This window comes from Micromonospora sp. NPDC049497 (genome assembly GCF_044465805.1).
In the GTDB taxonomy this organism is placed as follows: Bacteria; Actinomycetota; Actinomycetes; order Mycobacteriales; family Micromonosporaceae; genus Micromonospora.
The window spans coordinates 23,091-35,256 of record NZ_JBITMC010000026.1 but is presented as its reverse complement, the minus strand read 5'-3'; the positions used below and the strand labels follow the sequence as shown (position 1 = coordinate 35,256).

Here is a 12,166-nt window from a genome sequence, read left to right as displayed (position 1 = left end):
TCGCCTGCGTCCGGGCAGTCTCAGGCATAGCCGAACGAGGACTACATATCGTCAGGCCACCACAGGGGGTCGAGGCTCTTGCCGTGACCGTGGGGGCAGGTGCCGTAGCCGGTGCTGGACACGTTCCAGTGGTGGTAGCAGTAGGGGGCGTCGCACGGGCCGCAGAATCCGGCGTCGTCGTAGAAACCTGCGGTGACCACGGCGGCGTACCGGTATGGCTCGGCGAAGGCGGCGGCGATTCGTGCGGCCCTCACCGGATCGACCGGTTGGCCGGTTCCGTTGCCTGCTTCGATGCCGGAGAACAGCAGCCACCACTGCTGGTCTCCGTGGCGCTGTCGAGCGGCGTCGAAGGTGTCGCGTTGCTGTGGTGACCACTGCCCCCAGTGCGCTGGCAGGCCCCCGGGTGCGACGAGCTCCACGTGTGTTGCCGGTCGTGCGCATACCGCGCATGGCGGTTCTGCTACGAAGGCTTGAAGCATGATCGCTCCTCTCCTCTGTTCTCAGGCGCCGCTGGGCTGTTGAGGTGGCACTGCCTGTCGAGCGGGATGGTGTGCGGGGCGTTCCGTCATGACGCAGGTACCAGTGAGTGGCCACCAGGGGCCACTGACCAGGGCGATCTCACGACATCGACGCCAAAGCGGGTGGGTGGCAGGTAGGGACGGGTAGCTGTCGATGGCGGCGAGGACGATCGGGTCGGGCCAGTAGCGCCAGGCAGCCTCGATGATCTGGTCGTCGTAATCGGGTAGCGCATAGCGGACGACGGCGCGGGCCTCGTCGTCCTGGTCGACCATGCAGCGGTTGTCGTCCCAGTACCAGACAGGCTGGAGGTGGTAATTGTGGGTGAGGAGCGGGTCGATCAGGCGCCATAGCGGGACCGTGACGTCCTCGAATGTCTGCCTGACAGCGCTCACGAGCGGCCTCAGCGTGGCGAGCTCGGCGTCGGTGACCGGGTGGCACCGGTAGGGGCGCTCCCTCAGGTCGTAGCGTTCTTCCATGCCGTCGTAGCGTTGCTCCCCGTAGTAGCCGGAGCTTTCGAAGAAGAAGTGGAAGTCACCGAAGGCGGTCACTCTGTCGATCTCGCTGGTCTGCTGCCACACCGGCTCTCGCACAGCGGATAGGACGTCGTTGAGCGGTCTACGGCGGAGGGCGTCGACGTACGACTGGCGGCCGCGGTCGATGAGGTGCCGGACGTGCTCGAGAGCGGCTGCTGGTGAGGGGCACCAGATGACCGTCGGCTCGGGCAGTTCGGCTATCCGGTAGGCGTCGCGTACGGCGGCTTCTGCCCGTAGCCGGTCGGCGGGCTCGGTGGTGCGGACCGCTGTCTTCCACCGTCGGATCACCTGATCCGCTGCTGGTGAGGTAGGAGCCATCGTCGGGTCCATGTCGTCTCCCATCTCTGTGTCGCGGCTGCCGGTCAGATCGTGGATGCCGATGGCTGAATGGTCCTGGCGTCCTACGCCCTGGGTGGGATCTACCTTCCAGGATGTGCAGGCACCGCCACTGGGGGTCGTTAACAGTTGGCACCCCGGTGCGCTTTAGTGCTCATTAGACTGCTAGAGTCACCGCGTGAACCTGAAGGAGTGGGCAGCGGCGACCGGCGTCTCGTACGCGACCGCACGGCGGCGTTACGAGGCCGGGGCGCTGCCCGTTCCCACGTACCGGCTCGGACGACTCATCATGGTCGGCGAGCCGGTGACCGCCGCGCCGCAGGCCGGGCGGGTCGTCGTGTACGCACGTGTGTCGTCGGCCGACCAGAAGTCTGACCTTGACCGGCAGGTCGCCCGGGTCACCATGTGGGCCACGAGCCAGCAGCTTTCCGTGTCGCGGGTGGTGACCGAGGTCGGCTCGGCGCTCAACGGACATCGCAAGGAGTTCCTCGCCCTGCTGGGCGACCCTGCCGTGTCGACGATCGTGGTCGAGCACCGCGACAGGTTCGCCCGCTTCGGTGCCGAGTATGTCGAAGCGGCCCTCGCGGCGCAGGGCCGCCGGCTGCTGGTGGTTGATCCGGCCGAGGTGGACGATGACCTCGTGCGTGACGTTACCGAGATTCTGACGTCGTTGTGTGCTCGCCTGTACGGCCGCCGCGCCGCAGCGAACCGCGCCCGCCGCGCGGTCGAAGCCGCCACGCAGGACGCCCGGTCGTGAAGGCGATCCAGGCGTACCGGTTCGCGCTCGACCTCACCCCGTCGCAGGAACGCGCGGTGCTCGCGCACGCCGGCGCGGCGCGGGTCGCGCACAACTGGGCGCTGGCACGGGTGAAGGCGGTCATGGACCAGCGTGCGGCGGAACGCTCCTACGGCTTCCCGGACGAGTTGTTGACCCCGGCGGTGTCGTGGTCACTGCCCGCGTTGCGCAAGTCATGGAACGCCGCGAAGGCCGAGGTGGCGCCGTGGTGGGCCGAATGCTCGAAGGAAGCGTTCAACACCGGCCTGGACGCCCTGGCCAGGGCGTTGAAGAACTGGTCCGATTCCCGATCCGGCAAGCGCGCAGGCCGGCCGGTCGGGTTTCCCCGGTTCAAGTCCCGACGCCGCGCCACCCCTACCGTGCGGTTCACCACCGGCGCGATCCGCGTCGAGCCGGACCGTAAACATGTGGTGCTGCCCCGACTGGGCCGGTTGAAGCTGCACGAGTCGGCCCGTAAGCTCGCCCGCCGCGTCGAGGCCGGCACCGCCCGGATCATGTCCGCGACGGTGCGCCGTGACGGCGGACGCTGGCACGTCGCGTTCTGTGTCGAGCTCGACCGCGCTGAACGCGCTCCGGCCCGGCCCGGCTCGGTGATCGGTGTGGACCTCGGCGTCACGCACCTCGCGGTGCTGTCCACCGGCGAGCTGGTACCGAACCCGCGACACCTCCTCGACGCGCAGTCACGGCTGCGAGCACTCGGCCGGGCTCTGTCTCGCAAGGTCGGCCCTGATCGGCGTACCGGCCAGCGTCCGTCGAATCGGTGGCAGCGCGCTCAAGCTCGGCTCGGGCGTGCACACGCCCGCGTCGCTCACCTGCGCCGCGACGGGCTGCACAAGCTCACCACCGGACTGACCCGCGAGCACGACACGATCGTGGTCGAAGACCTCAACGTCACCGGCATGCTGGCCAACCGGCGTCTGGCCCGGCACATCGCCGACGCCGGGTTCGCCGAACTGCGCCGCCAACTCGCCTACAAAACCCAGTGGAACGGTGGCCGGCTGCTCGTGGCCGACCGCTGGTATCCATCCTCAAAAACCTGTTCAGGATGCGGCGCGGTGAAAGCCAAACTCGCCCTGTCCGAACGTAAATACGACTGCCAGGCATGCGGCGTGGTCCTGGACCGGGACCTCAACGCCGCCCGTAACCTGGCCGCCCTCGCAGCAAACGCAGCAACCGCCGGGAGTGGCCCGGTGGCAGGACGTGGAGCCAACCGTAAGACCCCGCCCGCGGGGCCGGTGGCCGTGAAACGTCAACCCGGCACCGCCCACGCGGATCAGACCGGGACCGTCCCACCGCAAGGCGGGACTACCCTCAACCCTGCGCTCGCCAGAGCGCATTGAAAGGTAACGGCTGTCGTGGCGGGCTGCGATGGTGGCTCGGACGTCATCAGAGCGGCGTCCAAGGCTCGATGAGGTGCGCGGTGGCGGGATGCGGGTCCCGCCACCGCGCTGCGTCGGCATGGATTACTCCGGCGTGCCGTCGGTCGGGGGTGGAGGGTGACGTCGTCCGAGGACCCGCACGGTGGTGCTGAGTTTGATGGGCTTGTCGTCGGGGCCTTTGAGGAACGGCTCGACGTCGATCTTCTTGCGGAGGCTTCGGCCTGGTCCGTAGGCCTGGTTGCGTTCGTGCCCGGAAACCCAGTAGCGGTAGTCGGGCGTGCCCCGGGTCCGATGGCCAGTAGGCGTCGGCGTGTCGGTGACGGGTGTGCTGGAGGGTGGTCTGATCCGGACCAGTCGCACATCGGGCGCCGGGCGTTGGCTGCGGTGGTAGGCGTTGCGGGTCGCTCTCGGGAGCTTGGCGGGCGTGGTCTCGGTCATCTGTTGGTTCATGAGGAGCCAGGTGGTGATCAGCGGTCCGAGCGGGTGGCTGCCGCCGATGGACGCGGTGCGGGAGACGTGTTCGGTGTGGACGGGGATGAGCCAGCCGATGTCGTGGCGCAGTGTCGGCATCAGGTCGTCGTCGAGGCCTCCCCCGATGCTGCGGTAGCCGAGCATGTGCCAGCCGTTGGCGTGCGGTGTCCAGGAGACGGCGGCGACGCGCCCTTGGGTGCTGGTGGGGTGGGGCCAGACGACCAGTCCGCTGGGTGACGGGGTGATCCGGTCGGTGACTGGCGCCGGTGGTTGGCTGCCGGTGACGGCGTTGATCAGGTCGGTGAACTCGTGGTTGATCCAGTAGAGCGGTGCGCGGTCGAGGTGGTCGGCGAGGGTGCGGCGGGCCTCTGGCGCGTGGAGCGGGTCGGGCAGGCCGGCCGGGCCTCGTAAGAGTCCGGTGAGCCGGTCGCGGACCTTCGGCAGGATGTCCGGGGCGAGCTTGGCCGGTGGCCAGTCGGTGGTGGTGAGCAGGGTGCGGCCTTCGCGGGTCAGGACGATCGCGCGGTGCACCATGCCCAGGATGGCGTAGCGGGGGTTGGAGGGGTGCCAGCCCATGTGGGCGGCGCTGGTGGCGGTCAGGCCGGTCGGGTCGTCGGCTTCGATGTAGTGGGCGCAGCGCGCGCAGACGTGCCATTGGGTGTTGTAGGTCTGGATGATCTCCCGGCTGCCTCCGATGCCTTGGGCTTCGAGTTCCGCGGTGCGGTAGTTCCAGACGGGTCGGGGTCCGCTGCAGATGTGGCAGCGGTCGTAGACGTCGGCGATGAGGTGGGCGGCGACGGGTACGGGTTGGTGTCGTCCGTCCTCGCTGACCGGGTGCCGGTAGACGACCTTGTCGCCGTTGTGGTGTTGGGTGAGGCTGTAGCCGCAGGTGGCGCAGGCGATGAGGGTTGCCAGGTTCATGCGCCGGTCCCCTGCCCGGTCGGGCGGAGGTTGCGCAGGCGCCGCCCACGGCGGGGTGTGGTGGTCGGCATGGTCATGCCGGGTGTGTAGAGGGCGTGCTGGTTGCCGCCGGCGTGCTTGGCGTGGTACATGGCGATGTCGGCGCGTCGCAGGGCGACCTCTTCCAGGGGGTCGCTGCTGTCGACGATGGCGGCTCCGACGCTGGCCGAGACGTCGACCGTGGTGGGCTCACCGCCGCAGGGCAGGTCGATGGGGTGGGCGATCAGGGCGACGACCAGCCCGGCGACCCGAGCAGGGTTGCCGCGGTGCGCGGGCAGCAGGACGGCGTACTCGTCGCCGGCCAGCCGCGCGGCGGCGCCGCCGTGCAGGGCGGCGATCTCGTGGATGCGGGCGCCGATCTCGGTGAGGATGTAGTCGCCGGCGTCGTGGCCGTGGGTGTCGTTGACGGCCTTGAAGTCGTCCAGGTCGATCAGCAGGACAAGCATCGGCTGGGGTGTCGCGGCGAGGGTGGCGTGCAGGGCGAGCAGGCCGGCGCGGTTCAGCAGACCGGTGAGCGGGTCACGGGCAAGCTGCCGGACGGCGTCGGCGAGTTGGGCGCGCGTGCGCCGGAGTGCTGCGATCAGGTAGCAGGCCCAGGCGGTGGCTACGAGTGCCACGGCGGTCGTGGCAGTCACGGACATTGTGGTGAACACTGAGGTCCTCCATTCGTTTGGAGAACCCGGGGCGCCGGCGTTTCCTAGGCGGGGCGCCCCGGGTCCATAACGGCGACGGCCCGCCGATGGCGGGCCGTGGGTGTGGTGCCGGTGATGACGGCAGGACCGCCGGCATGGCGGAAGGCTGCGGCGGCCGGGGTGTCCGTCGGCTACAGGCGCAGTGGCGCTGCGGACGCGGGACAGGTTGTGCTGGTGCCTTGCGGTCAGTCGCGGTGCGCCTCGAGGCGGTGGTCGGCGTGTTCGCCGAGGTAGGCCGTCTGGAGCGGGATCGTGGCGGGGGCCGCCACGGTGTCGGACAGGACGCTGAGCTGCAGCCGTACCGCCTCTTCGGCCAGTCGAGGCGAGTGGGCGGCGCGTAGGCACACCAGGTAGGTCTCATGCCAGGTGACCTGGAAGGTGCCCGTGCCGCTGTCGTGGATGGTCGGCTCGCGGACCATGGCGCTGAGGGTGATGGGCAGCCCGTACTGCTGTTGCAGGGCGAAGGCGTCGCGGGCCAGGTGGTAGGCGGCGATACGTGCCGCTGTCGGGCTGTCGGCGGTGACGGTGAGGGGAATCGCGGCGGTGATCTCGTACAGGTGCGCGGTGGGCAGTCCCGGTAGGCCGAGGCCGCGCAGCAGGTCGTCGACGAGCTGGTACGGGGCGTGTGCGCCGGGCCGGTCGTCGAGGTCTCCGGTGCGCAGCGCCTCGATGAGCGCCGAGCGGATCTGCCGTACCCGGTGGTGCCATGCCTGCGCGGCGAGGTACCGCGCCGTGGTCGCCTCCGTGCTGGCCTCGCGTGAGGGCGGCGGGGTGTAGGGCGTGTCCGGGGCGTCTCTGTCGACGCTCAGATCGGTTGGGTCGCGCGGATCAGGATCGAGGACGACCGCCTGCACGGCGGGAAGGTCGACTGCGGGTGCGGGCAGCGCGGCGACGGCGCGGTGGACGGCCGCGAGGGCGTGGGCGCGGGCGTCGTCGCCGGTGCAGGCGCGCACCTGCGCGGTAAGTGTCACGAGCAGGCTGGCCTCGTATGGTCCGTGAACGGGGCCGTCACCGGGGCCCGCCGCACGCCGGTGCGGAAGCCGGTCGACGGTGATGGTGACGTTCGGGTCGAGCGCCTGCCGCACCCCCTGTTCCCGGTTGCCAGGGCCGGCGGCGAAGGCCCGCTCCAACGCGGTGGCGTCGGTGGGACGAGCGCAGGCCAGGGTGAGATGCAGGGTCCAGATTCGGGGCAGCGGGGACAGGCCAGCGGCCTGCAGGATCCGGCAGGCCGCCTCCAGCGCAACCAGGTTGGTGCGCACGAGGGGAATCAGTCGGCGGCGCAGGTCGACGCCGAGGCCGTGGGTGAGGCATCGCCACGCGGTGGCCTCCTGCCTCGTGAGGGTGTCGGCGCTGCTGGTTGTGGTGTGCTCGGTGTCGTAGCGCCCGTCGTCCGGCGCGGTGGTGCTGGGCGTCATCGATTCGCCTCCGAGGTCAGGTGGGTCAAAGACCAGTGGGGCGAGCCGGATGGCTCGCCCCACTGATGGGCTGAGGAACCGAAAGCGGGCCGGCGCGAGGGCGGCGGTAGACGTTCGCGCAGGGCCGCGGGATGTCGATTCAGTCGTTCTCATGCGCCGCGGTGGCGTGCGCGCTGCTCGACCAGGTCGGTGATCTTGTCTCGTCTGGCGGCCGGAAGGCTGGCCAGGACGGCGACCAGGTGGTGTTCCTGTTCGCTGAGCGGCTCGGCGAAGGCCGCCTTGTAGGCGAGTCGGGCTGCCTCGTGTGGGGCTTCGATCGGGCCGCTGTAATCGTGGCCGTAGGCGATCTCGCGGAGCTGCTCGGCGGCGGCGAGCGGATCGCGGGACAGGGTGACGTCGTAGACCGTGAAGGTCGCGGGAAGGTCAGCCGCGCTGATCGCCGTGATCAGGCACAGCCCTGCCTGCACGTCGTAGGCCCACAGTTCGCTACGGCCGGGGTTGTCGCCGCGAGCGCGGACGGCGGCACGGGCCGCGCGCCAACTCAACCGGGCTTCTTGGGAGCGGGCGGCGAGGGCGAGCAGCATGCGGCGTACGGGATCCATGAATGGGTTACTCCTGCTCTGGTGATTCCCCGACGACAGCGTCAGGGAGCGGGTGAACGGTCGGAGGCGCGATGTCGCAGTGCGTGCAGGGGTCATCGGGGCGCCGGTCGCGCCCGAGTTGGTGAGAGGTGCCGGCTTGTGGAGCTACGGCTGGTCGAAGAACTCCGACGGCGGGAGGCCGACGTGCAACGCCTGCTCCAGCAGACCCGCCAGCTCGTAGGTGGGCTCGATGGCCAGGGCGTGCTCGACGGCGAGCAGGGCGAGGGCGCCGTCGCCGCAGCGCCACGCGGCCAGAGCGAGCAGGGTCGCCGGTGCCGGCACCAGTGGCTGCTCGGCGCGGCGGGTGACCTCGGCCCAGAACGTGACGTGCTGGTCGTGCGGCTCGGTCAGTTCCATGGCGAGGTCGCGAACCGACGGGCGGGTCACCAGCACGGTCAGCCACGCCACCTCGTCGTCGGCGAGGCGCTTACCGGCGTCGTGCTGCCGTAGTGCCGCCCGAACGGCTCGTGCCCCCGCCTCGTGCGCGGCGGCGTCTCCGGCGTCGCGTAGTGACGCCGCCCGTGTGATCGCCTCACCTGTGGCGCGGCGCATGGCGTCGCGGTCGGCGCCCCCGACGGGTGCGAACCGAGCCGCCACCGCAGCGCGATCCGGGAACGCGACCTGCCCCGCGGCGGTCGCCTGCACGCTGATCAACGAGGTACGCGAATCGAAGGGGATGCCCTGTGGTGGGCAGCAGGCGGGGTTGTCGCACAGCAGACTGAAGATCCGTCGGTCGGTGACCCGCAACAGGTCGCGAATGGGCACGTCCTGAGCGGTGAACGTGCGGTCGAAGGTGCGCAGCGGCGGCTCGACGTGCTGGGCGTCGCCGTAGCCGATGATCACCGCGTCGGTGATCGGCTGTTGCCGCCGCACGACCTGGGTCAGGTGAGCGGCCGGGTTCTGCACCTGGGCCGTCGTGGCGCCACGGTCAGGGAGATCCCCTCGGGCGACGAACGTGACCCGGCGGTTGTTGAAGACGACCACGACGACGCTGCCGTCGTCGGGGTGGAAACCCAGCAGGTACGGCACCGCCGCGACCAGATCGGCCGGGGATCGGACTGTCAGCGTCTTCTCGGGAGTAGACATGATGCTTTCCACTTCGTATCGGAATCGGGGCCAGCGGGACATCAGCCGGAGACACGGAAGCCGTGCCTGGCTCGGCGCGATCCAGGAGCACCGGGATGTACGGGATGTCGGGCCGGCAGCGGTACGGCGACGGACGCGGCGCCAGCAGCCGGGCGACGCCGTGTCGTGGCATTGGATGCGTGCGCAGATGGACGGAGACCGCGGTCTGCTCGCGGGTGATCGCACGGGTTCGTGCCATCAGCGAGGTGATCCGGCCGGTAGAGGAGCCCGGGTGGCCGGTGACGTGTCTGGCTCGAGGGACGGCTATGCGGCCAGGGTCCGCAGGATCAGGTGCGCTTCCTTGAGGTGACCGGCGAGGACCTCGCCGTTGGCACCGGCGGTGCTGAGGCTGTCGGTGAGGGCTTGCACGACCGCAGTGGGCGCGGCGGGCAGCCCCGTGAAGGCGCGTCTGTTGACGTGCCCGCAGATGCGCTGGACGGTCTGGGTCAGGTGGGCCTGCGCGAGGTTGAGCCCGCACAGCAGTCGGGCCAGCTCGGTCAGGTCGTGGCCTTCGGCGGCGTACGTCATGATGTCGCCGAGGTTTTCCACGGCCAGCAGGAGCACGCGCGTCGCGGCGACGGTCCCGGCGGGGTCGAAGCGCGCCTCGTCGTCGAACAACGTGGTGAGCTCACCGATCACGGTCTGGCCGTGGTCGCTGAGGCGGGGCGCTTCCGGCAGCTGGGCGAACCAGTCGTCGTCGGACAGGTACCAGGTGTTTGTCAGCATGGTGTCCTCCACGGACAGAAGAAGGCGGCCACCGCGCGGTGGCCGCCTGAAGGGATGGAGGTGCCACGTCCCGACCGCGTACGCGAGGGACGTGGGGCTTTGTGGGTGCCGGATCTGAGACCGGGCAACGGCGGCCGACCGAGAGTGGTGGGCCCGATGCCGTCGCACGAGGCGTCGGATCAACAGCAGGCAGGGGTAACAGGGAGAGCCATCAGGCTAGCCCCGGCCGATGCAGGTGCGCTCGCAGCTGTCAGGTTCTGCTTTCTGGCCGGACCTGACAGCGCCGCCGGTCCCGGTGCTGCCACCGGGTGGTGTTCGCTCAGGCGACCACCACATCGACGGGCGAACCAAAGGTCTGCCGATCATCCGGGTGTGAGCCCAGGTCAGCCGCTGCGAGCGGTCTTCTTTCCCCCGGCTGCTGCAGCGATACAGCAAGCGGGGTCACCGAGGCCGTGCGCCCTGCAGCCCATCCCCCGCACGTCGTCAGACCGCTGTCATGGCGTCACCCCGACTACCCCGGGGTACGCCTTGCATCACGGGCTGTGCCCCACCGAATGCATGGTGGGCCATCCATCTCGTTCACCGCCGGCGGCTACGGCGCGTTTCAGGTCCAGGTCCATGGCCGAAGAGCTGTCCGTACGCGTCCGCGCCACCGCATACGACGTGGGTGCAGAAAGGTCTCGATGTCATCGAGGGCGTTGTCGGCGGTGCCGCTGGTGTGGGGCACCGTCCGGGCATGGCGCAGGGCGGCGACCACCCGATCCTCGTCCAGCCGGCGGTAGACCCTCGCCAGGTGTCCGAGGCAGGTCGCGGCGAGGGCGCTGACCTGGTGGTCCTCATGATCGAGTAACCGAAGATGCAGCTCCTGCAGTTCCTTCCAGTCGCCGTCGCCGTACAACGCGGTTCCGACCATGGCATCCAACGCCGCCGGCAGGTCGCCGCGATCGAGCGCGGAATTGACCTCTGCCGGTGTTGCTGGCGGCGGGTTGTGGAAGACGTGATGCTCATGGCGCACCGTCACATCCTCGCTCACATGCGCAGCGGCATGTGGTCCGAGCTGTGCGGTCCGCCCTGGCCTGCCGTCGGGCGATGGGTCGACGGCAGACCAGGGCGCGAATTCCGCCGATCCTGTAGAGCCGGATCCGGTGGTCAGTCAGCCGCGCCGCAGGATCAACACGTCCTCGTGCGCTATCAGGTGCACCGGGATGCCTTCGGCGCGGGCGCGTCGGACCGCCATCATCGCGAACATGGAGGCTCGGTGCACGATCTGCCCCTGGTGCACCGCGGCGAGCATCGCCGCGCACCGCTGCACCGGAATCAGCCCGACTGACTGCGCCACAGCGAGCAGCTCGCCGGGTAGATCGATCAGGTCGTCCCGCTGCCGGCGCACCGGCCGGCAAGTGATCACGACGAAACCGCCAGGACGAAGCAGCTGATGACTGGCGGCGAGGATTGCGGTGAATCCGTCGAGCAGACGGGACCATCCCGCGTAGGCGAGGTTGCCGCGTCTGCGGTCCCCGTAGAGGTGATCTCGTTTGCGTACCCCGGTGCCGGTCGTGTGGACCAGGCCGTGAGTCCCGCGCCCGTACGGCGGAGAGGTCAGTACCAGGCTGACGGCGCCGACAGCAGACGCGGGTACCAACTCCAGCAGGCCGGTGGCGTCGCCGGTGAGTACCGTCGCACGGCCGGCGGCACCCTGGGACGAGGCGAGGGCGACGTTAGCCCGGGCCAGTGCGGTGTAGCGAGGTTCGATGTCGATTCCGATCGCCTGCCGGCCGAGGTGCGTGGCCTCGACCAGGGTGGTACCCGACCCGCACATCGGATCGAACACCAGATCCCCTGGCGCGGTGTAAGAGCTGATCGCGTGCGCGGCCAGATGCGGCAGCATCTTGCCCGGGTGACTGGAGGTACGCGGGACGTAGCGGCCCCGTCGCTGGTCGCGGGCGGGCTGTTGGCAGGTCAACCAGATCGAGGTGACCGGCAGCGGCTCAGCCATCACCGCCCCCGGCCCTCATGGGGCTGCGGGTCAGGATCAGCACGTCGGTGTGGATGTCCAGCTGCGTCTGCTGGCCACGCCGAGGCGGCCGGTCGGCCGCCACGATGTGCTGCAGGTACGCCAGCCCGGCCCGCTTCGCGGCGATGACAACATCGACCGGCAGGACAACCTCGCCGTGCGGCAGCAGCACCGCCACGCAGCCGCCGGGCACGAGGCTGGCGCGGCACCGCACGAAGAACTGCACCGGTGAGGCGTCGCCAGTCGGCCATCCGGTAACGATCAGCGTCGCCGCCTCCGGGCCCCACCCGACCTGCCGGGGGGCCTGCAGGTGGTTGCGGCGGCGCGAAGCGATAACCGCGCGGGCCAGTTGCGGCCCCGCCGCCAAGTCGATGACCAGATCGGATGGATGGGTGAGGTTGTGGACGAGCCGAACGCCCATCGCGTTGGACATCGTCTCCTCGCCGTGCGGGGCGGGTACCGGCCAAACGGTGATCGGCACGGGCGGCTCACCGGGCACCACGTCCCCCACAGGGATCGGCGCCCAGTGCAGATTTCTGTCGGTCATGGGCACGGTGGC

13 protein-coding genes are annotated in these 12,166 nt (G+C 69.9%); 2 read left to right on the top strand and 11 right to left on the bottom strand.

Going from position 1 to position 12,166, the window contains the following annotated elements; genetic code table 11:
- Positions 1-41: 41 nt before the first annotated feature.
- Entirely contained in the window at positions 42-419 is a 378-nt protein-coding gene (locus ACIBR0_RS26270; protein ID WP_396720012.1) for a hypothetical protein, read from the bottom strand.
- Between the two features lie 81 nt (positions 420-500).
- Positions 501-1,382: a hypothetical protein gene (locus tag ACIBR0_RS26265; RefSeq protein ID WP_396720010.1), complete on the bottom strand. Its 882-nt coding sequence runs from the start codon at positions 1,380-1,382 to the stop codon at positions 501-503.
- Positions 1,383-1,566: 184 nt separating this feature from the next.
- Here ACIBR0_RS26265 and ACIBR0_RS26260 point away from each other — a divergent pair, with 184 nt between their 5' ends.
- Together ACIBR0_RS26260 and tnpB are read left to right on the top strand one after the other, a co-directional pair.
- Positions 1,567-2,145 carry an IS607 family transposase gene (locus ACIBR0_RS26260; RefSeq protein ID WP_396720008.1) on the top strand — a complete coding sequence of 193 codons (579 nt, stop codon included), beginning with the start codon at positions 1,567-1,569 and terminating at the stop codon, positions 2,143-2,145.
- Positions 2,142-3,524 (top strand): IS607 family element RNA-guided endonuclease TnpB, encoded by a 1,383-nt coding sequence (gene tnpB / locus ACIBR0_RS26255; protein ID WP_396720006.1) that lies wholly within the window; start codon positions 2,142-2,144, stop codon positions 3,522-3,524. The genes ACIBR0_RS26260 and tnpB overlap by 4 nt, the downstream gene beginning before the upstream one ends.
- Positions 3,525-3,647: 123 nt before the next feature.
- Here the strand turns inward: tnpB and ACIBR0_RS26250 are convergent, their stop codons facing one another.
- From ACIBR0_RS26250 to ACIBR0_RS26210, 9 genes are all read right to left on the bottom strand, one after another.
- Entirely contained in the window at positions 3,648-4,955 is a 1,308-nt protein-coding gene (locus ACIBR0_RS26250; RefSeq protein WP_396720004.1) for a hypothetical protein, read from the bottom strand.
- The gene (locus tag ACIBR0_RS26245; RefSeq protein WP_396720002.1) at positions 4,952-5,629 is read right to left on the bottom strand and encodes a GGDEF domain-containing protein; all 678 of its coding nucleotides are present in this window, start codon (positions 5,627-5,629) and stop codon (positions 4,952-4,954) included. The genes ACIBR0_RS26250 and ACIBR0_RS26245 overlap by 4 nt, the downstream gene beginning before the upstream one ends.
- Before the next feature lie 242 nt (positions 5,630-5,871).
- Positions 5,872-7,101 (bottom strand): hypothetical protein, encoded by a 1,230-nt coding sequence (locus ACIBR0_RS26240; protein ID WP_396720000.1) that lies wholly within the window; start codon positions 7,099-7,101, stop codon positions 5,872-5,874.
- A gap of 149 nt (positions 7,102-7,250) precedes the next feature.
- The gene (locus tag ACIBR0_RS26235; protein ID WP_396719999.1) at positions 7,251-7,685 is read right to left on the bottom strand and encodes a hypothetical protein; all 435 of its coding nucleotides are present in this window, start codon (positions 7,683-7,685) and stop codon (positions 7,251-7,253) included.
- A 162-nt stretch (positions 7,686-7,847) separates the two neighbouring features.
- Complete coding sequence (locus tag ACIBR0_RS26230; RefSeq protein ID WP_396719997.1) at positions 7,848-8,828, bottom strand: DUF4192 domain-containing protein; 981 nt, start codon at positions 8,826-8,828, stop codon at positions 7,848-7,850.
- 303 nt (positions 8,829-9,131) lie between these two features.
- Positions 9,132-9,593, bottom strand: coding sequence for a hypothetical protein (locus ACIBR0_RS26225; protein ID WP_396719995.1), 462 nt, complete (start codon positions 9,591-9,593; stop codon positions 9,132-9,134).
- Positions 9,594-10,197: 604 nt separating this feature from the next.
- Positions 10,198-10,626 (bottom strand): hypothetical protein, encoded by a 429-nt coding sequence (locus ACIBR0_RS26220; protein WP_396719993.1) that lies wholly within the window; start codon positions 10,624-10,626, stop codon positions 10,198-10,200.
- A gap of 120 nt (positions 10,627-10,746) precedes the next feature.
- Entirely contained in the window at positions 10,747-11,589 is an 843-nt protein-coding gene (locus tag ACIBR0_RS26215) for a TRM11 family SAM-dependent methyltransferase (protein WP_396719991.1), read from the bottom strand.
- Positions 11,582-12,154, bottom strand: coding sequence for a hypothetical protein (locus ACIBR0_RS26210; RefSeq protein ID WP_396720058.1), 573 nt, complete (start codon positions 12,152-12,154; stop codon positions 11,582-11,584). Before ACIBR0_RS26210 ends, ACIBR0_RS26215 begins: the two co-directional genes overlap by 8 nt.
- Between the last annotated feature and the right edge of the window lie 12 nt (positions 12,155-12,166).